The sequence below is a fragment of the uncultured Ruminococcus sp. genome (assembly GCF_937915125.1).
GTDB lineage: Bacteria > Bacillota > Clostridia > Oscillospirales > Ruminococcaceae > Ruminococcus_C.
The window spans coordinates 41,545-63,525 of sequence record NZ_CALDMP010000042.1; the positions used below are offsets into that span (position 1 = coordinate 41,545).

The window sequence follows — 21,981 nt, forward strand, 5'->3', positions numbered from 1 at the left end:
CTTGGGTGGTAACACGAAGGCCTTCGTCCCATTTGGCGGCGAGGGTCTTTTTCTATTTTAATCAAAGGAGTTTTTATTCAAATGAAGTGGCAAGGTGTAAACGAATTAAGAGAAAAATATCTGTCTTTCTTTGAGAGCAAGGGGCACACTCGTCTCCCCAGCTTCTCGCTGATCCCCCAGGGGGACAAGAGCCTCCTGCTGATCAATTCCGGCATGGCACCACTGAAAAAGTATTTCCTGGGTCAGGCTGTTCCGCCGAATACCCGTGTGACGACTTGTCAGAAGTGCATCCGCACCCCGGATATTGAGCGTGTGGGACAGACTGCCCGCCACGGTACCTATTTCGAAATGCTGGGCAATTTCTCTTTCGGTGACTATTTCAAGATCGAAGCCATCAGCTGGGCATGGGAATTCTTCACCAAGGTACTGGAAATGCCGGAGGACAAACTCTATGTTTCCGTCTTTGAGAATGACGACGAAGCCTATGACATGTGGACGCAGAAAATCGGCGTATCCCCGGAGCATATGGTACGTCTGGGCAGAGAGGATAACTTCTGGGAACATGGCTCTGGTCCCTGCGGTCCCTGTTCGGAAATTTACTTCGACCGTGGTCCGGAAAAGGGCTGCGGCAAGCCGGATTGCAAGGTAGGCTGCGACTGCGACCGCTACGTAGAGGTCTGGAATCTGGTATTCAGCCAGTTTGACAGTGACGGCAATGGTCACTACACAGAGATGGAGCACAAGAATATTGATACAGGTATGGGTCTGGAACGTCTGGCTTGTGTGATGCAAGGCGTAGACAATCTGTTTGAGGTGGATACCGTACAGAATATCATGAAGCATGTGTGCCGCATTGCCAATGTGACATACGGCGCAGATGAAAAAACTGATGTTGCACTGCGTGTCATTACCGACCATATCCGCAGCACGACCTTTATGATCGGTGATGGCGTTATGCCGTCCAACGCAGGCCGTGGCTATGTACTCCGCCGTCTGCTCCGCCGTGCGGCACGTTATGGCAGACTGATCGGTATTGAAAAGCCGTTTCTCTATGAAGTCGTAGAGACTGTGATTCAGGAAAATGCCTGTGCATATCCGGAACTGGAGGAGAAAAAGGCATACATCCGCAAAATTGTGGAGGAAGAGGAAAAGACCTTTGCAAAGACCATCGACAAGGGCTTCGATATGCTGTCCGGTATTCTGGAACAGCTGAAGGCAGAGGGCAATACTATGGTATCTGGTGAGGATGCATTCAAGCTCAGCGATACTTACGGTTTCCCCATCGACCTGACAGAAGAAATTGCCGCAGAACAGGGCGTTTCTGTAGATCGGGAGCGTTTCACAGCATTGGTTAATGAGCAGCGTACAAGAGCACGTGAGGACTATATGAACAAGGCAGGATCTTCCTGGGCAGACGGCGGCGTTCAGATCGACGCACCGGCTACTGTTTTCACAGGCTATACTCATACTGCCGAAGAGGATGCTAAGGTCGTTGCCATTTTCCGTGACAGCCAGCCCATCGAAGCTGCCGCAGAGGGTGAACCCGTAGTCATTGTTCTGGACAAGACACCGTTCTATGCAGAAAGCGGCGGACAGATCGGTGATTCCGGCGTCATCAGCACACCGGAAAGTACCTTCCAGGCAGAGACCACCAGCAAGACGGAGGATGGCCATTTCCTGCATCTGGGTGTTATGACCGAGGGCGAACTGCGTGTAGGCGATACGGTTTCTGCAAGAATTAACGCAGAAAAGCGTGCAAAGACCATGCGTAACCATACCGCAGCCCATCTGCTCCAGGCAGCTCTGCGTACCGTATTGGGTGACCATGTGCATCAGGCAGGTCAGCTGGTAACCGATTCCCGCTGCCGATTCGACTTCTCTCATTTTACAGCGATGACTCATGAGGAGATCAAGCAGGTTGAAGCGATCGTCAACGAAAAGATCCTGGCGGCGATCCCGGTTGTGACTCAGGAACTGCCCATTGAAGAAGCACGCAAGATCGGCGCCATGGCACTGTTCGGTGAGAAGTACGGCGATATTGTCCGGGTTGTCAGCGTGGAAAATTACTCCGTAGAATTCTGCGGTGGTACACATGTGGACAATACGGCAAAGCTGGGGTTGTTCCGTATTCTGTCGGAAAGCTCTGTGGCATCTGGCGTGCGCCGTATTGAGGCTGTTACCGGTACTGGCGTGCTGGAACTGCTGGCTTCCTATGAGGAGACAATGGCTTCTGCGGCAAAGGCAATGAAGCTGAGCAATACCACAGATCTGGCAGCACACTGCGCTTCGCTGGTGGCTGAAAACAAGGAAAAGGATCGCCAGATCGAATCTCTAAACCAGAAGATCTCCGATGCAAAGATGGCAGCAATTTTCGACAGTGCCAAGGTGATCAGCGGCGTGAAGATTGTTTCTGCAATGCTCAACGGCACAACACCGCAGGTACTGCGCAAGATGGGCGATAACATCAAGGATATGAAAGAACCGGTCGTTGCTGTACTCGCCAGCGTCAACGGCGAAAAGGGTAATCTGGTCTGCGCTTGCTCTGCGGCAGCCCGTGAAAAGGGTGCACATGCCGGCAAGATCGTACAGCGTGTAGCTGCTGTCACCGGCGGCAAGGGCGGCGGAAAGCCTGACAGTGCCATGGCAGGTGTTGGAAAAACCTATATGGTAGACGAAGCGCTCATGGCATTGGAAGGCATTGTCAAGGAATTTATCTGAGGAGGAACAATCATGGAGGATTGCCTGTTTTGTAAAATTATTGCTGGAGAGATTCCCAGCACAAAGGTATATGAGGACGACACGGTTTTTGTGTTCAAAGATATCAACCCCATTACCCCCATTCACTATCTGCTGATTCCGAAGCAGCACATCTGCTGCGCCGCAGCCATCACTCCGGAAAATTCCATTGTGGTAGGGCATATTTACGAAGTTGCTGCAAAGATCGCTGAGGAACAGGGCTTGAAAGATGGCTATCGTATTGTTACAAACTGCGGTGAAAATGCCGGTCAGACCGTATTCCACCTGCACTTCCATATGCTTGCAGGCGTGAAGATGGGCTGGGGTGCTGATGCAGTACAGCCGGTAGAAGAATAAGGAGGTGCTGTCTGTGGCGGCATATTATACGCTGCACATTGCCGGGCTGACACGGGAGCTGAAAATCTGCTCCATCAGCAAAAAGCTGGACATTGCAGCCTTTATCCTGTTCTCCGATGTGGAGCTGACAGAGGCATGTGCCAGGGAACTGGCGAAAAAGGTGCCGGCGTGCGATTATATTCTCACGGCGGAATCCAAGGGCATTCCCCTTGCATATGAAATGTCCAGGCAGATGCACGTGCCCTATATCGTCGCACGGAAATCTGTGAAAGGATATATGACGGACGTACTGTCTGTGCAGGTGAAGTCCATTACCACGGCAGCGATTCAGACTCTTTATCTGGACGGCGACAAAGCGGCGTGGATGAAGGGGAAGCGTGTTCTGATCGTGGACGATGTGGTCAGCACCGGGGAGTCCCTGCGTGCATTGCAGCAGCTGGTAAAAGCAGCAGGCGGTGAGATCGTTGGCAATGCTGCACCGCTGGCAGAAGGTGATGCTGTTTCCCGCGATGATTTGATTTATCTGGAACAACTGCCGTTGTTCTTCAAGGACTAAGGACAGGGCAGATATGAGACGGACGATGGTATGGATCGGCATTCCGTGGCTTGCGGGGCTGTTTCTCGGAGCGACATGCCGGACATCCGTGACGATGTGTCTGCTTCCGGCGGCTCTTATGCTGCTGGGAGCATTCCGTCTATTCCGGCGTGTTACCACCGGACAGGCACTCTGTATCGGCATATCTCTGACCACGGGAATTTGCGCTGTGTTGGCATATTCAGTACTGGTTTATGCACCTGTTGCCACACATGACGGCACTATGACGACCTTTTCCGGAAAGGTGACTTCTGTCACAGTTTATGACAATGATCTGGCGTCCTATCAGGTGAAAGGGAAATTTGCTGACGGTACCTCTGCAAAGATCCTGGTTTGTACCAGCGATCTGGGCGCGAGATATGGCGACCAGCTGGATGTCGCCGGCGGATTTTCTATACCGGAGGACGATTACCTCTGGAAAAGCCAAGGCTATTACCGGGCGAAGGGTATTTTTCTGGAGGCAGCTTCGGATGCGTTTGTGCAGTGTACCCCAACGAAAAACGGAAAGCTCATCCGCATACTCCAGGCATACCGGGAGCGTATTTCCACTCGTATCTGCGTTCTTGCTGGAAAAGATGCCGGCGGTATGGTCAGTGCAATGCTTCTGGGGACAAAGGAAACCATTTCTGACGAGACCGACCAGCTCATGACCCATCACGGCATCCGCCATGTGGTTTCCGTATCCGGTCTCCATCTGGTACTATTGCTCAGCGTCTGGATGTGGTTTTGTCAGCGACTCCATCTACACCGTTGGCTGAGTTTCGGCAGTTCTGTCATATGGGTGCTGCTGTATGCGCTGATGGTAGGAACACCTGTTTCTATTGTCCGTGCTGGCATCATGTATCTGTTGATGCAGAGTGCACCGCTCTTTTTCCGACGTGGGGACACATGCAATTCCCTGTGCTTCGCCGGGATTCTCCTTACTTTAGGAAATCCTTACCTCATTCTGGACACATCCTTTTTGCTGTCTATGGCAGGTACTTTCGGCATCGGTGTTTTTGCACCCTGGCTGACAAAGAGAATACGGCGGGAAAAATTTCCTATGAGTACGCTCCGGCATCTGACGGCATTAGGGTGTGTTTCCGTGTGTATTTTTCCGGTGACCATGCTATTTTTTCGGGAAATCTCTGTGGCTGCTCCGGTGGCAAATCTGCTGCTGGTTCCCATTTGTTCCCTGATGCTGACGTTGTCACTTGGCATTTTTCTGACCGGCGGCGTGGGATTTGTGGCGAAGCCCATATGTCTGGTGCTGCGCTGGCTGTATGATCTGTTGATGCTCCTTGCCTATGGTTTACGGGAATTGGTACCCGTCATGTTTCCCACTGGCTGGGACATGCTGCCGGTGCTGACAGGACTACTGACTGCCTTTGTATTGTTGGTCTTTTTCCAGAAGCATAGTCGCCGGGCAGTGGCAGGTTCTTTCGTACTGTCGTTCGTAATTCTTCTTGCAGGACAAATGGTGTACCGGTTGGGCGAACGCAATATTTTTACTATAGCGGTACTGGGACAGAAGCAGGAGATGGTTCTGGTGGTGACATATCAGGGAAAGACGGATGTCATTGACCTGACAGGGCATCATAAGAATCCGGATTATGTGCAGGCGTATCTGTCGGAGCGTGGCATTCGCCATCTGGATTCTCTCTGCCTGACCAAACGTGCCGACCAGATGCGCCTTGCCTATCCCACGACGCTGGGATTTGTAGAAGCAGAGGAAACGGCAGTCCCCACAGGCTGCTGGATTCCACCGGATACAGATTTGATGGGGACGATACCCCAGCAGACAGATGCGCTGGTGCTCAGGGATATGCAATATGCGATTACGCTGGAAAACGGCGTTGTGGAAATCGAGTATGGAACGCTGCGATTTTGCATTGGCACGAAGCTGTCGGAGTTGCCCGAGGGTACATGGGATGGTGTCATCTGTACTGCGTGGAACGTTGAGGCGGATACACTGCCGGAAGAGACGTATAGCAAGGAGACATCTTTGTGTATCCGGGTGAGGGAAGATGGCTCTTGGAATGCGGAGAAACTGGGATAGAAACAACATATGTTATTTAGAAAGGAGCATTCACCATGCCAACCTGTGACCCGAAACAGCTTGCTGCCCAGATTCGCAAAGGGGAACTGCAAAATCTCTACTACATCTACGGTGCGGATCTGGTGCAGGTGCGCCAGCTGACGACAGCACTTATCAAAAAAGCCACCGGCGGCAATGCGGATATGGCTCTGACGAAATTTGATGGGCAGAAGCTGGAACTGAAAGAACTGGAGGATGCTTCCCGGCAGTTTTCCATGTTTGCGGCGTATAACTGTATTCAGGTACATGACTTGAACGCCGATTCACTCCGGGAGGATCAGATGAAGCAGTTGCTGGAACTGCTGCCGGAGATCGGCGGTGCTACGGTGCTGATTTTCGACATCACCGGTTTTGACCCGAAGGACGGCAAAAAAACACCTCAAGGCAAAAATAAAAAGCTCATAGACTGTATTGCGAAACATGGCACAGTCTGTGAAGCGGTACAACGAACACCATTGGTATTGGCAAAGGAACTCTCTGGACTGGCAGAAAAACGAGGCTGTATCCTACCGCTGGACAGTGCGGAAGAACTGGTGCGGCTCTGTATGGGAAATACCCTGATTCTGCGCAGCGAACTGGAAAAACTCTGCGCTTATGCAGACAAGGGAAATACTATTACAGTTGCCATGGTGCGGGAGGTCACTTCGCCGCAGCTGGAGACTACCGTCTTTAATCTCGCCAGAGCTGTCGTTTCCCAGCGACCCAAGGCGGCAATGGAAGAGTTGGACAAGCTCTACGCCATGCGTACCAACCGCACGTTTATTGTCCATGCCATTGCCTCATCCTTTTTGGACTTGTATCGGGCATCGGCGGCAATGCGTGCCGGAAAACAGCCGGGGGATATGAAGCAGGATTTCGGCTACCGCTTTGATTTTATGGTGCAGAATGCCTTTCGGGACTGCCGCCGTCTGCCGCCGGAACGGCTTCGTGCCTGTATCCGGGTGCTCCGGGATCTGGAGGTGGAACTGAATTCCACTTCCGCAGAGGAGCGCACTTTGCTGGAGGCGACAATTGTAAAAATGCTTGCCATTGCAGGAGGTTGACATGATACACATCGCACAGGCAATTATTGTGGAGGGAAAATATGACAAGATCAAGCTGTCGTCGATCCTGGACGCCGTGATCCTTGTCACAAACGGATTCCGTATCTTTCACGACCCGGAAAAAATGGCGCTGATTCGGTATTATGCCAAGACAACAGGTGTCATTATCCTGACGGATTCCGACACCGCCGGATTTAAGATCCGCAATTACCTCAAAGGCGCTATCCATGACGGGACGATTTCTCATGTATACATTCCCGATATCTATGGCAAGGAACGCCGCAAGGAAAAGCCTTCTGCGGAGGGTAAGCTGGGAGTCGAGGGTATCGACAAAAAACGTCTGCTGGATGCCTTTGCAAAGGCAGGTGTGCTGACCAATGAGGTACCGGAAAAAACAGACCCCATCACTCGTTACGATTTGTATGAACTGGGTCTTTCCGGCAGCGCAGACAGCAAATCCCGCCGGAAAGCACTCCAGAAAAAGCTTGGACTGCCGGATCTGCTTTCGGCGGCTTCGCTGTTGGAAGTACTCAATACTATGATGACAAAACAGGAATTGTCACAGTTGTTGGAAACCATATAACACAGGAGATTATCCATGCAATTTGCATCTTTCACCTTTCTTTTTTTATTTTTTCCCATAACCCTTGGGATCTATCACCTGACGCCGCAGCGTTGGAAACGAGAAGTCATGCTGGCTATCAGCATGTTATTTTTGCTGAGCGGCGGATGGCTTGGGGCGTTGGTGCTGCTCGTGCTCACTGCAGCCACATATGGCATCGGACTCCTGCTGGAACATCTGCATACCCGAAGAAAATTGTCCGGGCTGGTGCTGCTGAGCACGGTTCTTGTGTATCTGGGAGCATTGACCCTCCTGCGCAGTGACTGGATGCAGTCGTGGGAATTTTCTCTTCTGCACGGCAAGGATCTCTTCCCTCTGGGACTGGCATTCTTTGTCCTGCAGGCAATCGGCTACTGTGCCGATGTTCGTCGTGGAAAATATGGCGCAGAACGAAACTGGCGGCAGCTGTCTCTGTATATGCTGTTTTATCCTCGTCTGATCATGGGACCTGTGGTGCCGTATCCTGTGGCACTGAGATCTCTCTGTAACCCCACTTTTTCCATGCAGCATATCGGCGCAGGCATGACTCGGTTTCTGGTGGGACTGGGAAAGAAACTGCTCCTGGCAGACAATGTGGGAATGCTGTTCCAGACAGTGAACCAGGCGGATCCCTCAGGCTATTCCATCATCACAGTATGGCTTGGGGCACTGGCACAGCTGGTATCCCTGTATCTGGAATTATCCGGCTATGCAGATATGGCGATCGGCCTTGCGCTCTGTTATGGAGTACGTCTGCCGGAAAGCTATGGAAAATCCTTGTTTTTCCCTTCTGTCACAAAATTTGCCGACCAGTGGAACCGTACAGTGGTACAGTGGTTTTCCCACTATGTGGGGACACGTTTTCATGGGAAAAGTAAATTCTTGCATCTGTTTGCTGTAACGATTACATGGGGCTGTGTGGGCTTGTGGTACGGATTCCGTTTGCCGACTCTGATCTTCGGGCTAGGCATCGGATTCTGTATCTGGATGGAACATCTGATGGGACAGGGAAGACGGTATATTGGCATTCGCTATGGCGTCACAGTTCTGCTGCTCTCTGTTTGCGCAGTACTTCTGATCCAGCCTGATCTGGCATCGGCGTGGGAATACCTGAGAGTGATGTTTGGAATGGGACATTTTACACCTGGTGAAGCAGACAGGAATCTGCTGCTTAGCTATGGTCTGATTCTTTTCGTGTCAGTCTATTGCGCATCCGGCAACTGGCGCACGGTACTGCATTTCGTCGAAGAAAAGCCCTGGTTCCGGGTGATGCGGATTCCGTTGACCGTGGCAGCAGTGCTGTTGCTGCTGTTAGGCTGTACTGCCGTACTGATCAGTACCAGCGGTACGGCTCAGATGCAGCTGATGTTATGAGAAAGGCGGTGTGCTTATGAAAGTCAAACAATCTCGCCGCTGGAAGAAACAGACCAACGCCCAGCAGCTGACTGCTGCGCAGCGCATAATCGGGGGTATCCTCTGGGTGATTCTTTTTGTTTTTGGCATTGCAGCGCTGCTATGCGCCTGCTTTTCCGGGCAACGCAGCGGTTCGTATACAATGCCGAAAACCTGTTCTCCGTCTTTGCAACAGGCGGCAGACAATGTACTTTCCCACCGTGTCCCCGGACGGAATACGCTGGTGCGGACTGTGACGAACTGCACTGCGGCAGCCGGCGGAAACCGGGTAGGGGATGTTTATCTGACAGAGGAACGGCTTCTGGAGTGCCCCGAACAGCTGGACGCTGAACAGTTGTCCGAAACGGCAGCGCTTTTGAACCAGTTCTATGCAGCCTATGAGATACCTACATGTGTCATTGCCGTGCCGTCAGCAGGAGAATTCTATGCGGATACCCTTCTGGAGGGAATGTCCTATCCTTCACAGAGACCTGAGATCGATGCGTTCTATCAGCAGATCATCTCTTCTATTCGGAAAATCGATGTATACAATGTATTGTTTACGGCAACAAAGGATTATATTTATAACCGTACCGATCCCAGATGGAGCGGCTACGGCGCATACTGCGTCTATCGGAACACGATTCAGAAAATGGGATTTGCACCCATTGCTTATGACCAGTATTCTGTCATCCATGTGGATTCTTTCCGGGGCAGTTTGTACAATGATTGCCTCTATGAACAAGTCACGCCGGATATTCTGGATGTGTACACCTGTGAGTCCGGCAGCAGCGTCACAGAAATGACAGCATATCTGGGAGACGGCACAGAGGAGGAACGTCAGCTGTATGAAACACCAACGAACAGCCAGACAGACCCATATGCCTTTTATCTGGGAGAGGACTGCGAGAAACTGGTGATCCGTACGAATCTGGATAATCAGAAAAAACTGCTGCTCCTCAAGGATTCCTATGCAGACTGTATGGTTCCATTTTTGCTCCAGCATTACAGTGAGATCTGCATCATCGATGTGACATGTATGGAACATACTTTAGAAGAATTGACAGAAATCTCAGACTACACTCAGGTGCTTGTGCTCTGTGATGCCGATACCTTTGCCGAACCGAAATATTTTAAAGGCATCCAGAATGGAGAGGAGAAGAAGCATGATTGATCTGCATATTCATACCAATTGTTCTGATGGAGAGTTTTCCCCGGAGGAAACACTCCGGATGGCATATGAGGCGGGTATCACAGTGGCAGCTGTCACAGATCATGACACAGTTTCCGGTATTGCTTCAGCGTCAAAAACAGCGGCAGCATTTGGTATACTGTTTTTTCCAGGTATTGAGATCAGTGTACAGGGTGGAAAGGAACTGCATATCTTAGGATATGGCATTGATCCGGCAAGCCCTGGACTGCTGGACTTTTGTGCAAAGCATGCCAGAGACCGTAGTGTGCGCTGCAGCAAGATGTTGGCATATCTCCAGGAACGGGGCATAATGATAACGCTGGAGGATGTGCGCCGCTGTAATAATGGGAAAACAACAGGAAGACCCCATTTTGCACGTGCACTAGTAGCAAAGGACTATGCTTCCTCTGTACAGGATGCGTTTGACCGTTATCTGACGACACCGGAATTTTATGACCGGGTGGAGCGGCCAAAGCCCCTGCCAGCTGACGGGATCCGGGTTATCCGAGAAGCCGGCGGCGTTGCTGTGCTGGCACATCCCTATCAGTTGAAACTGGAGGAACCGGCTTTGGATGCACTGCTGGTTCAGTTGAAAGAAATGGGCTTGCAAGGTATCGAAGCGTATTACAGCCGTCATACACCCCAGCAGACAGCGTGTTATCTGGCATTGGCAAAGAAATACGATTTGCTCTATACTTGCGGCTCAGACTTTCATGGTCCCGGGGTCAAACCGGATATCGCTCTGGGTACCGGCATCTCTGGGAATCTTTGCATTACAGATCCTATGATACCAGAACAACTTCTCCAGGCAGTCAAGAAAAAAGACAAAACATGACATTTGCAGGCATTCCATCCAATTTTTGAACAGGGCTTGACTTTTTGCAGATTTCGTATTATAATGAACAGAGATTTTAAAAACCTGTCTGATAGATGTTGGTATGTATTCTGTCAGACAGGTTCCGAGAATGGAGGCTGTGCGATGCGATCAAATCGAAGGTATCGGATGTATGCTTTGGCATTGGGGATATGTATTTGTACAACGGGATGTGCTGCCAGTCGCGGAAATCATGAACCAGAACAATCTGCACTGACAGATCTGCCGCCGCTTGTGACAGATTTGCAGACAGAAACATCACAGACAACTGCTGAAACAACGCTTTCTGCTGAAACCGATTTACCGGAACCGGCATTTGAGGCAGATGTGACTGCCTGGAAATTGCCGGAGGAGTTGGGAACATTGCAGGCAGTTCGTGTCTACGATGGGGATGTATATCTGCTTGGAATACAGCAGGATGAAACACAGCAGCAAAAGAGCATTCTCTTTCGTGCATCTGCAGAAGATGAACCGGTTTTCACACCGCTGTTCCATGCTGCTGACGAAACAAATTTTATTGGACTGACGGATTTTGATATTTTATCTGACGGTACGATCTGCGGATTGGTATGTGAAAATTCAAATGCCGTCCCCTATGAAGACCCGACCTTTGATCCGGAACAGTTCGACTGGGAATCCTATTATGAAAATTACGCTACCCAGTATCGACTGGTGTGGTATAGTGCCGATGGTGAAATCACCCGGAAAATGGGACTGTCTACGTTGTTGGATCTGGATGAATCCGCAAGACAGACTATGGCTTTTACTGGTATCCGCAGTGATGCATCGGATCATGTTTATCTGACAGCAACCATTGATGAACAGGAATGTCTCATGACCCTGGATGACCGCGGCAATCTCCTTCCCATTCAGGGCAATGACTTCAATATTCTACCGCTGGAATCGGATTATCAGTGGGTTCGTTTTGGTGATGACGGAATGCTGCTCTGGGAAAAGGATACTGAAGAAACACCGCAGTTGTCTCGTCTTGTGATCGCAGATAATACACTGTGGAAAACAGAGATTTCAGCCTCAGACCTTCTGACCTCTGCCAGCGTCCTGGCAGAAGAAACAGAAGAAAGCATTTGCTATGGCTTCTGGGATGAAAACAGTCTGTACCGTGTCTCCGAAAAAAATGCTGCGCCGGAACTGCTTTACACCTGGGATGATCTGGGATTGGATGAAGCGGAAGTGGAACGGGTTCTAGTATTGCCCCAGACCAAGGCACTGCTGACCACATATACCTCTCAGGGAGATCTTACCATTCAGTTGGTTACACCGAAAGTGAAGGAGACAGAGACAAGTACAGAAGAAAATGCGGCATCAGAAACGACACCTTCTATACCGAATAAACACACCGGTTCTGCCTCGCCGCCTGTGGCAACACCGGTAAACTTTTCATGATTTCCCGAATGTGGCTTGCAATTTGTCGAAAAATGTAGTATACTTAATATGATAACTCCGAAATCTGTTTTCATGGATGTTTGCAAACATCTTTTGTGAAAAAGGTTTCTCAGAAGGAAGGACATGGCAAAGAATGAATATGAATTTTATTCGAAAGCTCCCGATTCCAAAAGAGCTGAAAGAACAGTTTTCTCTGTCAGAGAAATTGGCAGAAGTAAAGGCAAAACGAGATGCTGAAATCAAAAGCGTTTTCACCGGAGAGTCCCAGAAAAAACTGCTGATTATCGGACCGTGCTCCGCTGACCGGGAGGATGCTGTGCTGGATTATACTGCACGCCTGGCAAAAGTTCAGGAGCAGGTCAAAGACAAGCTGATCATTATTCCTCGCATCTATACCAATAAGCCTCGGACAACCGGCGAAGGCTATAAGGGTATGGTACATCAGCCGGATCCGGAGAAAAAAGAGGATATGCTCCAGGGTCTGATCTCCATTCGTGAGCTGCACACCCGTGCCATTGAACAGACCGGGCTGACCTGTGCAGATGAAATGCTCTATCCCGAAAATCACCGGTATCTGTCTGATCTGCTTTCCTATGTGGCAGTGGGTGCGCGTTCTGTGGAGAATCAGCAGCACCGCCTGACGGCTAGTGGTCTGGACATTCCCGTGGGTATGAAAAATCCTACCGGCGGTGATCTTTCTGTTATGATGAATTCCCTGGTCGCAGCACAGGCATCTCATGTGTTCCTGTACCGTGGCTGGGAAGTACAGACAACAGGCAATCCTTATGCCCATGCAATTCTGCGCGGTGCAGTGGATCCTCTGGGCAGAACCATCCCCAATTATCACTATGAGGATCTGATTACCCTTTATGAGCTGTATCAGAAGAAAAACTTCCAGAATCCAGCTGTGATTGTAGATGCAAATCACGCAAACTCCGGAAAGAAATATCTGGAACAGATCCGTATCTGCAATGAAGTACTCCACAGCTGCCGTCACAGCAATGAAATCGCTTCTTTGGTGAAGGGCTTCATGGTAGAGAGCTATATTGAGGACGGTGCGCAGAAGATCGGCGAGGGTTGCTATGGTAAATCCATTACAGATCCGTGCCTGGGATGGGAAAAGTCTGAACGGCTGATCTATGACATTGCTGACCAGATCTGAAAATAAGTAGGGTAAAGAGAACCGTGCGGTGAAAGGAGCAGTATTATGGCATCCATGAGTCAACTGACGATGGCTATGATCACATTGTACAGCGGAGACCCCAAGCGGATCCAGCATTTTATGAAGGTGTATGCGTTTGCAAAAATGATCGCCGAAGAGGAACAGCTCGGTGCAAAGCAGCGTGAGGTGATCGAAGCAGCGGCACTGGTGCATGATATTGGCATCCACGCGGCAGAGAAAAAATATCGGTCTGCTGCTGGTGAATATCAGGAGATCGAGGGACCGCCTATTGCACGTGCCATGCTGATGGCGCTGGAATTTCAACCGGCACTCATTAACCGTGTTTGCGAACTGGTGGCACATCACCACACCTATGACCAGATCGACGATGTAGATTTGCAAATTCTGATTGAGGCAGATTTTATGGTCAATGCTTATGAAGACGGACTGCCTAAGCGTAACATTCAGGCATTTCGGGATAAAATTTTCCGAACAGAGACAGGAATTCACTATCTGAACGAATTGTTCTCTTTAACGTAATTCAACCGGAAACCGGGAATGTAATTTTCTCCAGTTTCCGGTTATTTTTGTATTGTTTTTGGTACAGCTGGTATGGATTCTGGATTCGTATGAAAATGTCACACTGTATTGCCTAGAATTTTTGCAAAATCCCTTGACTTTTTAGATACAATATACTATAATAATATAGAATAGATTCTGCTGATTGCAGAAAAAACGAAGAAATATCGTCAGAAACGGTATTTCCACCGGAAAGGGGATCGTATATCTATGAAAATACGAAAAAAAATGATGGCACTTGCTGTCTCAGGGATGATGACAATCACCTGCTTTTCCGCAAGCATTCCTGCGGTGCAGACAAGTCTGAACGCTGTTGCCGCAGACGATAACAACGATGACTGGCTTCATGCAGAAGGCAGCCGGCTCTACGACTCGGAAGGACATGAAGTCTGGCTCACCGGCGCAAACTGGTTCGGTTTCAACTGCACAGAAAACTGTGCCCACGGACTTTATGCTGCTGATGTCGATGACTTCCTGGAAAATGTATCCAATCATGGTATCAATCTGATCCGTATGCCCATCTCCACAGAGCTTCTGGTGTCCTGGATGGAGGGTAAACCGCTGGATGTTTCCAGCGTCAATGCCGGAAACGATCCGCCATACTTTGTCGTGAACCCGGATTTTGTCCTGGAGGACGGCAAGACTCTGAAAAACAGCATGGAAATCTTCGATGTTATCATGCAGAAAATGAAAAAATACGGTCTGAAGGTCATGGTTGACGTTCACAGCCCGGCTTCTCATAACTCCGGTCATAACTACAATTTGTGGTACTATGAAAGCTCCGCCGCAGATGCTGACAATATGGCAACGGGTTTCTACTCCTCCGAACAGATCACGTGGGATATGTGGAAGGATTCCATTACCTGGCTGGCAGATAAATACAGCAATGACGATACCATTATCGGCTACGATCTGAAAAATGAGCCTCACGGAAAACGAGGCTACAGCGGTTCATCCTGTCCCTCTGATATTGCAAAATGGGACAACTCTACCGATCAGAATAACTGGGCATATTCCGCAACAGAATGCGCAAATTCTGTGCTGAGCGTCAACCCCAACGCACTGATCTTTATCGAAGGCGTAGAACAGTATCCCAAAACAGAAAAGGGTTACACCTATGATACACCGGATATCTGGCAGGCATCTGCAGATGTTTCTCCCTGGTATGGTGCATGGTGGGGCGGCAATCTGCGTGGTGTAAAGGATTATCCCATCGAACCGGATTCCGGCACCAGTCAGATCGTTTACTCTCCTCACGACTACGGCCCGTCCGTTTATAACCAGACCTGGTTTGACAAGGACTTCACCACCCAGACACTGCTGGATGACTATTGGTATGACACCTGGGCATATATCAACGACCAGGAAATTGCTCCGCTGTTGATCGGCGAATGGGGCGGTCATATGGACGGCGGCGACAACGAAAAGTGGATGACGCTGCTCCGGGATTATATGATCAACAACCACATCAACCACACCTTCTGGGGACTGAACCCCAACTCCGGCGATACCGGCGGATTGCTGGGATATGACTTTGCGACATGGGATGATGAGAAATACAATATGTTTGAGGAATCCCTGTGGCAGACTCTGGAAACCGGAAAATATATCAGCCTGGATCACCAGCGTGCACTGGGTACAAATGGCTCCAGCATTTCTCTGAGCGAATTCTACAGTTCCTACGCTTCCAAAGAAGGCAGTAACCTGGACGGCGGAACCATCTGGGATGGCAAAACCGGATCTTCAAAGCCTGTTGAAACTGGTACAGGAGTTTCCACCACCACTGGAAAGGAAGAAACCACTACTACCGTAACAACATCGGAAAAGCCGGCTGTCATCGGGGATATTACTCAGGATGGCACCACAGATATGGCAGATCTGATCCAGCTTCTCAAGTTCCTGCTGGGGCAGAAAACGGATGATGGAAACATCCAGGCTGGGGATGTCAACGGAGATGGCATTGTAAACGGCATCGACCTGGCACTTTATCGTCAGGTACTCTCCAAAGCCATCGATGCATTTCCTCAGTGAGGTCATTGCCAATGAAACGTAAGGACTATCTCACCTGGGACGAATACTTCATGGGCATCGCTCTGCTTTCCGCACAGCGCAGTAAGGATAATCACACACAGGTCGGCGCTTGTATTGTCAACCAGGAACACAAAATTGTCTCTGTCGGTTATAATGGCATGCCCACGGGCTGCAATGATGACGACATGCCCTGGGAACGAGAAGGAGATTTTCTGGATACGAAATATCCATTTGTCTGCCATGCGGAGCTGAATGCCATTCTCAACCGCAGCGCCGGAAGCTTGCAGGGCTGTCGGCTGTATGTGACCCTGTTCCCCTGCAATGAGTGCGCAAAGGCGATCATCCAAAGCGGTATTCGTGAAATCATCTATTATGATAACAAATATGCGGACTCCGATGCCACAAAGGCATCCCAGCGGATGTTTCTGCTGACTGGGGTCACTTGCCGTCCTTATCATCATACAGATCGGGCGATGACGCTGACGCTCTGACAATTGTTGATTCTGCATAACTTTTCACAAAAAAATGCTCTCCCATTTTTCGGGAGAGCTTTTTTGCCTAAAAACAGCTTTTGGTTTTTGTGGAATATCCCTATTTTCGATTTTTTTCGCTTTTTTTCAAATTCCCTTTGTGTTTTCCCGCAAAATATGCTATAATAAAATAGAGAAATTATGCGCCGGAAAACGGTGCATTATCACGAAAGGATGAAAACGATCCATGCGTATTCGCTGTAAACCCTGGGCAAGACCGGAACTGGAGGCTTGCCCGTTCTATATCCCGGAGCCAAAGTCCTGCAAAGGACAGTGGGCTTCTCAATTCCCGAAGCAGCAGCCTCTTCGGTTGGAACTCGGCTGCGGAAAAGGCGGCTTTATTGCACAGGAAGCTCCGGCAAATGCAGATTACAATTACCTCGCCATTGACATCAAAAATGAAATGCTGGTGCTCGCCAAACGCAAGCTGGAGGCGGCATATACAGCCGCAAATCTGCCTCTGGACAATGTCCGCATCTGCATTGATAATATTATGTATCTCCGGGACTGTTTTTCCGAAACAGATCGCATTGACCGGATTTATATCAATTTCTGCAATCCCTGGCCGAGAGGAAAGCACAAAAAACGTCGGCTCACCCATCCGCGTCAGCTAGTGCAGTATCGGCTGATCCTGGACGGAGAGATCTGGTTCAAGACAGACGATGACGAGCTGTTTGATGAATCCCTGGAATATTTCCCGGAGGCAGGATTTCGCATCACAACCATGACACGGGATCTCCACAGCGAGCCAACGCTGCGGTATTTTGAGACTGAGCACGAACAGATGTTCGATGAAATGGGAAAAACTATTAAATTCCTCAAGGCTGAGCCAGACCCCTCAGTGCCGATGGAATCCCTCCGGCATCTGCTGCAATATAGTGAAAGGAACGAGAACAATGGGCTTAACAACGAAGAATCATAAATCCATGAATCAATATTTTTCCAATCTCATAGAGCGAAACGCTGCGCCGCCCATGGAGATCATTGCAGACGGCACCCAGGCAAATGAGAATCCGGCGGCAAGCTATCGCGGCTTTGGCTGTGTCACGGGAAACAACTCTTCCCGGCTGCTGCTGGATTATAAGGTGGAGCATCCTCAAGCATATGAGGAGATCATGCGGCTGCTGTTCCAAAAAGATTATGGCGTCGGACTGACCCATATTAAAATCGAACTGGGTGCAGATGTCAACTCTTCTTCCGGCACAGAGCCATGCACCAAGCGTTCTGCCAACGAACCGGCAGATGTTACACGTGGGGCTGGCTTTCAGTTCGCCGCTGACGCAAAGGCGATCAATCCAGATATTACGGTGGATTTTCTCCGTTGGGGCGAACCCAATTGGGTTACGAGTGCCTTTTCCATCAGCCAGGAGCATGGTCTGAATGCACGTTATCGCTGGTACAAGGAGACGCTGGATGCCGCTTATGCTGTATACGGGCTGAAATTCGACTACATCAGCGCTGATCAGAATGAAACAGACACCCCGGATGAAGCATGGATCCTCTATCTGCGCTATCGGCTGGATCACGAGACAAATGCACCCTATGATTACAGCAAGATCAAGATCATTGCATCTGACGAAGTGGGCACCCGGAACATTGCAGAGCAGATGGTAGACAACAGTGCACTGCGCAACGCCGTAGATGTCATTGGTCTGCACTATACCACGTTCGGCGATTCCTACACTAACCTGCTTAATGAAGCATACGGCAAGGAAATCTGGTACAGCGAAGGCATTGCGCCCTGCAATGTGCCGGAGCTGACGGTACAGGCGGACGAATCCGGGCTTGTAGGAAAAAACGGTCCTATTGATGTGGCAAACCGCATTATCAACAGTTATTACAACGGCAAAATGGTCATGTACGAGTTCCAACCGGCTGTTGCCTCTTATTATGATGGCTCCTGTTATGCTCCGAAACAGCTGATCCGTGCCTGGGAACCGTGGTCGGGATACTATGTCATTGACATCGGCTTCTGGATGGCGCTTCATTTCAGCCGTTTCTCTCAGAAAGGCTGGATGTATGTGAACGGTGCCTGCTATGGAGACGGCGAAGAGGATCACGCCATTACCAACACTACCAGCAACGTTATGACACTGACTTCACCGGAACGTACAGAGCTGTCTATGTTCTTCACCAACGAAAGCGATGAAGTGCGTATATACTCCGTGCAGATCAAGGACATGGCATTTGAACCAGGCGTGCTTTCCTCAGTGGTGACAAAGGGACCCTCCGGCAGACAGGCATATGATGCAAACTGGTTCCAGAAGGGCAAGAATTTTCGCCCGATCCGCAATCACAGGGATACATATCTCATCAAGGTACCACCTCGTTCCATTATGACAGTGACCACCCTGGACACCAGCTGGGTCAACGGCGTGAATACTTTCCCGGCTGTCCAGCCGCCTATGGCAACCCGGCTTGCACTGCCATATCACGATGACCTGGAATATACAGCAGAAGAGATTCGAGTTCGTGGCTGTGCGCCCCGCTATATGACCGACCAGGGCGGTGCTTTTGAACTGGTGGAAACAGATGATGGCTATGCCATCTGTCAGAAGATTACGCCGCAGATCCTGCCGACAAACTGGCGGTTTCGGGGAACACCTCTGCCGCTGACCTGTTTCGGTGATGACAAATGGCGCAGCTACAGTGCCGAAGCCGAAGTTTGCCTTGCCAATCTGGAGGAGCATAACTTCGCCGGCATTGGCATTCGCTATAACTCCGCTGTCACCTGTGAATTTTCTTCCATGTGCGGCTATACCGGACGAATCTACGGCGACGGCAGCTGGAAACTCATGGATATGGAAAATGTCGCCGCAGAGGGCATTTTGCAGCATATCGACCCCCAGGAGTGGAACAAACTAAAACTGGTGGTGCTGGGCAATTCTATCTTCTTCTTCATCAATGGTAATTTCCTGACCAAATATACACCCCAGTGCATGGTCAACAGCGGCAGAGCCAGCCTTTGCAGTGATTATGCCTGGAATATGTTCCGCAACATTCGCATCGAACCGGTTGCTGTGCAGCCGCCTTTTGTCCGCCGAGTGGACTGCTTCGGGGATGGCATTCTCTACAACGAAAATTGGGAGATTCATGCTATGGAGAGCTATCTCTTCTATAACCGGACATCCATGGAGGCAAAGGCAGGGGCTGAGTTCTCGTGCAGCTTTGACGGCACTGGAATTGCGATTATCGGTACTGCACAGAATGCAGAGTTCACCGTGCTCATTGACGGTCACACAGTGTATGAGAATTTCTTTGTTCCCGAATGCCAGCCACGTCAGGCGTGCATGGTCATTGACCAGCTCCCGGAGGGTATGCATAATATGCGCGTCTATCTGACCGGCGGTATGTTCAAGCTGGATGTGCTGGAAATTCCAGAGGCTTATCCCCGCATGACAGATACCCTCTCCGTCCCCAACAACATCCGCTCCACTGTTGCCGCAACACGTCGCCAGCAGAAAGCTGCCCAGCCCGCTGGCTCCGACTTTATGGATGCAGAGGCAATGCTGTGGCATATGGAGCATCCCTTTACAGAAGCGCCAAAGCCGGAGGAAGAAGTGCCTGCATCTGCACCGGAGCCGAAAACACCTCAGCAGACAGAGCCGATTTCGCCAGAACAGCTGGAACCGACAGAACCGGAGGAGACTGCACTAGATCAGGATATGCCTGCTGTACTGGAGACGTCCACGGAACAGCCTGAAGAATCTACAGAGCAGACCAAAGAAGAAGCACCCGCTGCACCTGTCTCGGAAGAGCTGGAGCTCGATCCAGAGACACGCCAGTCCATGCGTGAGATTGAAGCAATTTTTGAGCCGTCTGACACAACCTCCGGTGATACAGCATCTAAGGACATGGAAATGAGCCTGACCATGCAGGAAATGCAGCAGATCCTGGAAAGCGATTCCGCAGAAATGATGGAGCACTATGCTGACGATCCTACTGAATCCGAACAGTCCTGAGCCTCTCTATCGGCAGATCTGCCAGACGATTCAGGCAAAAATCGCCCAGGGTGCCCTTGCACCTCATGAAAAGCTGCCCTCCCGGCGTGCGCTTTCGGCGCATTTGCAAACCAGTATGATTACGGTACAGACAGCATATGAACAGCTTGTGGCAGAAGGGTATCTCTATTCCCGTCCCCGTGCCGGTTATTATGTTGACCCGGATGCTGCACTGCTGGCACATGCACCACATCCGGAGCAATTGCCAGCCTGCAATACGGCTGCGCCTTTTCCGGATACACCTCCGGATCAGATTGTTTTCTCCACCAGTGGCGTGGATCTCGAGCAGTTTCCCTTTGCAACCTGGGCAAAGCTGTCTCGGTTGGTGCTGACCTCAAAGCAGGAAACTTTGTTACAGGCAACGCCATCCATGGGTTTATATGAACTGCGTCAGGCGATTGCGACCCATCTCCGGGCATTCCGGGATATCCATGTTACGCCGGAACAGATTCTGGTGGGTGCGGGAACGGAATATCTGCTGGGGATTCTCGTGCAGCTGTTGGGGGCGTCCCGGCGATATGCTGTGGAGGATCCCGGCTATCGGAAAGGCAAACAGATCCTTCACAGCAACGGCGCAGCAGTCATGGGCATTCCCATGGACAATGCCGGACTGCGGCTGGATGATCTGGAGCAGTCGGGGGCAACGGTTGCCCATGTAACACCGTCTCACCAGTTTCCCACGGGAATGATCATGCCTATACGGCGACGTGCCGAACTGTTGCAATGGGTCTCTGCCCAACCAGATCGCTATCTCATTGAGGATGACTATGACAGCGAACTGCGGTTTCAGGGAAAGCCCCTGCCGACGCTGTACAGTCTGGACAAGACAGGGCATGTCATTTATATGAATACCTTTGCCCGGACCCTTGCACCGTCTCTGCGTATCGGCTATGTTGTCCTGCCTCCTCGGCTAGCAGAACAATTCGAACAGGAGTTTTCTTTTTATTCCTCCACTGTACCGAGCTTTGAACAGTATACTCTGGTGCAGTTTTTGCAGGAAGGACACTTGGAACGCCATCTGAACCGGATGAAAAAAACCTATCGCCAGCGTCAGATGTTGCTGTTGTCCGTGCTCTATTCCCATCCCTTGGCGCAATATATTACTGTCAACGGTGAAGAAGCCGGACTGCATTTGCTGCTGAAAGTGCATCTGCCCTGCACAGAGGAAGAACTGATCCGTGCGGCAGAGAAAGTACATGTGACAGTGTACGGTTTGTCCGGCTATTATGAAACGGCAAGCCGTGCGCCAAAAAAGCCACCGAGTATTGTCTTAGGCTATGCCTGTCTTTCTCCAGAGGAAATTACGGACGGTACAAAACGGCTGCTGGATGCATGGTATCAATTCCTATAATATCAGGGCATCTCTAAAAACCCCGAATCCGTCAGATGTGGTGCAGATTTGCGACA

16 protein-coding genes and 1 pseudogene are annotated in these 21,981 nt (G+C 50.3%); all 17 read left to right on the forward strand.

What is annotated here, in order from left to right:
* The first annotated feature begins 81 nt into the window (after window positions 1–81).
* The 17 genes and pseudogenes from alaS to Q0418_RS04755 all read left to right on the forward strand — a co-directional run bounded on the left by alaS (window position 82) and on the right by Q0418_RS04755 (window position 21,925).
* Window positions 82–2,718, forward strand: coding sequence for an alanine--tRNA ligase (gene alaS, locus Q0418_RS04675; RefSeq protein ID WP_298482712.1), 2,637 nt, complete (start codon window positions 82–84; stop codon window positions 2,716–2,718).
* 12 nt (window positions 2,719–2,730) lie between these two features.
* Window positions 2,731–3,093, forward strand: a complete 363-nt coding sequence (locus Q0418_RS04680; RefSeq protein ID WP_298482714.1) for a histidine triad nucleotide-binding protein — start codon at window positions 2,731–2,733, stop codon at window positions 3,091–3,093.
* 13 nt (window positions 3,094–3,106) lie between these two features.
* Complete coding sequence (locus Q0418_RS04685; protein WP_298482716.1) at window positions 3,107–3,649, forward strand: phosphoribosyltransferase family protein; 543 nt, start codon at window positions 3,107–3,109, stop codon at window positions 3,647–3,649.
* Window positions 3,650–3,662: 13 nt separating this feature from the next.
* Window positions 3,663–5,726, forward strand: a complete 2,064-nt coding sequence (locus Q0418_RS04690) for a ComEC/Rec2 family competence protein (protein WP_298482717.1) — start codon at window positions 3,663–3,665, stop codon at window positions 5,724–5,726.
* A 35-nt stretch (window positions 5,727–5,761) separates the two neighbouring features.
* Window positions 5,762–6,808: a DNA polymerase III subunit delta gene (gene holA, locus Q0418_RS04695; RefSeq protein ID WP_298482719.1), complete on the forward strand. Its 1,047-nt coding sequence runs from the start codon at window positions 5,762–5,764 to the stop codon at window positions 6,806–6,808.
* A gap of 1 nt (window position 6,809) precedes the next feature.
* Entirely contained in the window at window positions 6,810–7,391 is a 582-nt protein-coding gene (locus tag Q0418_RS04700) for a toprim domain-containing protein (protein ID WP_298482721.1), read from the forward strand.
* A gap of 108 nt (window positions 7,392–7,499) precedes the next feature.
* Entirely contained in the window at window positions 7,500–8,783 is a 1,284-nt protein-coding gene (locus tag Q0418_RS04705; RefSeq protein WP_298482723.1) for an MBOAT family O-acyltransferase, read from the forward strand.
* 16 nt (window positions 8,784–8,799) lie between these two features.
* Entirely contained in the window at window positions 8,800–9,975 is a 1,176-nt protein-coding gene (locus tag Q0418_RS04710) for a DHHW family protein (RefSeq protein WP_298482725.1), read from the forward strand.
* Complete coding sequence (locus Q0418_RS04715; protein ID WP_298482726.1) at window positions 9,968–10,828, forward strand: PHP domain-containing protein; 861 nt, start codon at window positions 9,968–9,970, stop codon at window positions 10,826–10,828. The genes Q0418_RS04710 and Q0418_RS04715 overlap by 8 nt, the downstream gene beginning before the upstream one ends.
* A gap of 144 nt (window positions 10,829–10,972) precedes the next feature.
* Window positions 10,973–12,271 (forward strand): hypothetical protein, encoded by a 1,299-nt coding sequence (locus Q0418_RS04720; RefSeq protein WP_298482728.1) that lies wholly within the window; start codon window positions 10,973–10,975, stop codon window positions 12,269–12,271.
* Between the two features lie 133 nt (window positions 12,272–12,404).
* Window positions 12,405–13,433, forward strand: a complete 1,029-nt coding sequence (locus Q0418_RS04725) for a 3-deoxy-7-phosphoheptulonate synthase (RefSeq protein WP_298482731.1) — start codon at window positions 12,405–12,407, stop codon at window positions 13,431–13,433.
* A gap of 45 nt (window positions 13,434–13,478) precedes the next feature.
* On the forward strand, window positions 13,479–13,973 hold the full coding sequence (locus Q0418_RS04730) for an HD domain-containing protein (RefSeq protein WP_298482733.1): 495 nt from the start codon (window positions 13,479–13,481) through the stop codon (window positions 13,971–13,973).
* A gap of 249 nt (window positions 13,974–14,222) precedes the next feature.
* The gene (locus Q0418_RS04735; protein WP_298482735.1) at window positions 14,223–16,043 is read left to right on the forward strand and encodes a cellulase family glycosylhydrolase; all 1,821 of its coding nucleotides are present in this window, start codon (window positions 14,223–14,225) and stop codon (window positions 16,041–16,043) included.
* A gap of 11 nt (window positions 16,044–16,054) precedes the next feature.
* A complete protein-coding gene (locus tag Q0418_RS04740) occupies window positions 16,055–16,534 on the forward strand; it encodes a dCMP deaminase family protein (protein WP_298482736.1) in 480 nt (159 codons plus the stop codon).
* Between the two features lie 226 nt (window positions 16,535–16,760).
* Window positions 16,761–17,399 (forward strand): annotated as a pseudogene (gene trmB, locus Q0418_RS04745) (tRNA (guanosine(46)-N7)-methyltransferase TrmB); the annotation flags it as partial.
* A 70-nt stretch (window positions 17,400–17,469) separates the two neighbouring features.
* Window positions 17,470–20,535, forward strand: coding sequence for a glycosyl hydrolase family 59 (locus Q0418_RS04750; RefSeq protein WP_298482738.1), 3,066 nt, complete (start codon window positions 17,470–17,472; stop codon window positions 20,533–20,535).
* A complete protein-coding gene (locus Q0418_RS04755; RefSeq protein ID WP_298482740.1) occupies window positions 20,501–21,925 on the forward strand; it encodes a PLP-dependent aminotransferase family protein in 1,425 nt (474 codons plus the stop codon). Before Q0418_RS04750 ends, Q0418_RS04755 begins: the two co-directional genes overlap by 35 nt.
* Window positions 21,926–21,981: the final 56 nt, after the last annotated feature.

Excerpts from the sequence above, each read along its gene's own strand:
- Q0418_RS04710 (WP_298482725.1), top strand. The coding sequence starts at position 8,800 with ATGAAAGTCAAACAATCTCGCCGCTGGAAGAAACAGACCAACGCCCAG.
- Q0418_RS04715 (WP_298482726.1), top strand. The coding sequence starts at position 9,968 with ATGATTGATCTGCATATTCATACCAATTGTTCTGATGGAGAGTTTTCC.
- alaS (WP_298482712.1), top strand. The coding sequence starts at position 82 with ATGAAGTGGCAAGGTGTAAACGAATTAAGAGAAAAATATCTGTCTTTC.
- Q0418_RS04680 (WP_298482714.1), top strand. The coding sequence starts at position 2,731 with ATGGAGGATTGCCTGTTTTGTAAAATTATTGCTGGAGAGATTCCCAGC.
- Q0418_RS04740 (WP_298482736.1), top strand. The coding sequence starts at position 16,055 with ATGAAACGTAAGGACTATCTCACCTGGGACGAATACTTCATGGGCATC.
- Q0418_RS04725 (WP_298482731.1), top strand. The coding sequence starts at position 12,405 with ATGAATATGAATTTTATTCGAAAGCTCCCGATTCCAAAAGAGCTGAAA.
- Q0418_RS04755 (WP_298482740.1), top strand. The coding sequence starts at position 20,501 with ATGCTGACGATCCTACTGAATCCGAACAGTCCTGAGCCTCTCTATCGG.
- Q0418_RS04750 (WP_298482738.1), top strand. The coding sequence starts at position 17,470 with ATGGGCTTAACAACGAAGAATCATAAATCCATGAATCAATATTTTTCC.
- Q0418_RS04735 (WP_298482735.1), top strand. The coding sequence starts at position 14,223 with ATGAAAATACGAAAAAAAATGATGGCACTTGCTGTCTCAGGGATGATG.
- Q0418_RS04730 (WP_298482733.1), top strand. The coding sequence starts at position 13,479 with ATGGCATCCATGAGTCAACTGACGATGGCTATGATCACATTGTACAGC.
- Q0418_RS04720 (WP_298482728.1), top strand. The coding sequence starts at position 10,973 with ATGCGATCAAATCGAAGGTATCGGATGTATGCTTTGGCATTGGGGATA.
- Q0418_RS04705 (WP_298482723.1), top strand. The coding sequence starts at position 7,500 with ATGCTGGCTATCAGCATGTTATTTTTGCTGAGCGGCGGATGGCTTGGG.
- holA (WP_298482719.1), top strand. The coding sequence starts at position 5,762 with ATGCCAACCTGTGACCCGAAACAGCTTGCTGCCCAGATTCGCAAAGGG.
- Q0418_RS04700 (WP_298482721.1), top strand. The coding sequence starts at position 6,810 with ATGATACACATCGCACAGGCAATTATTGTGGAGGGAAAATATGACAAG.
- Q0418_RS04690 (WP_298482717.1), top strand. The coding sequence starts at position 3,663 with ATGAGACGGACGATGGTATGGATCGGCATTCCGTGGCTTGCGGGGCTG.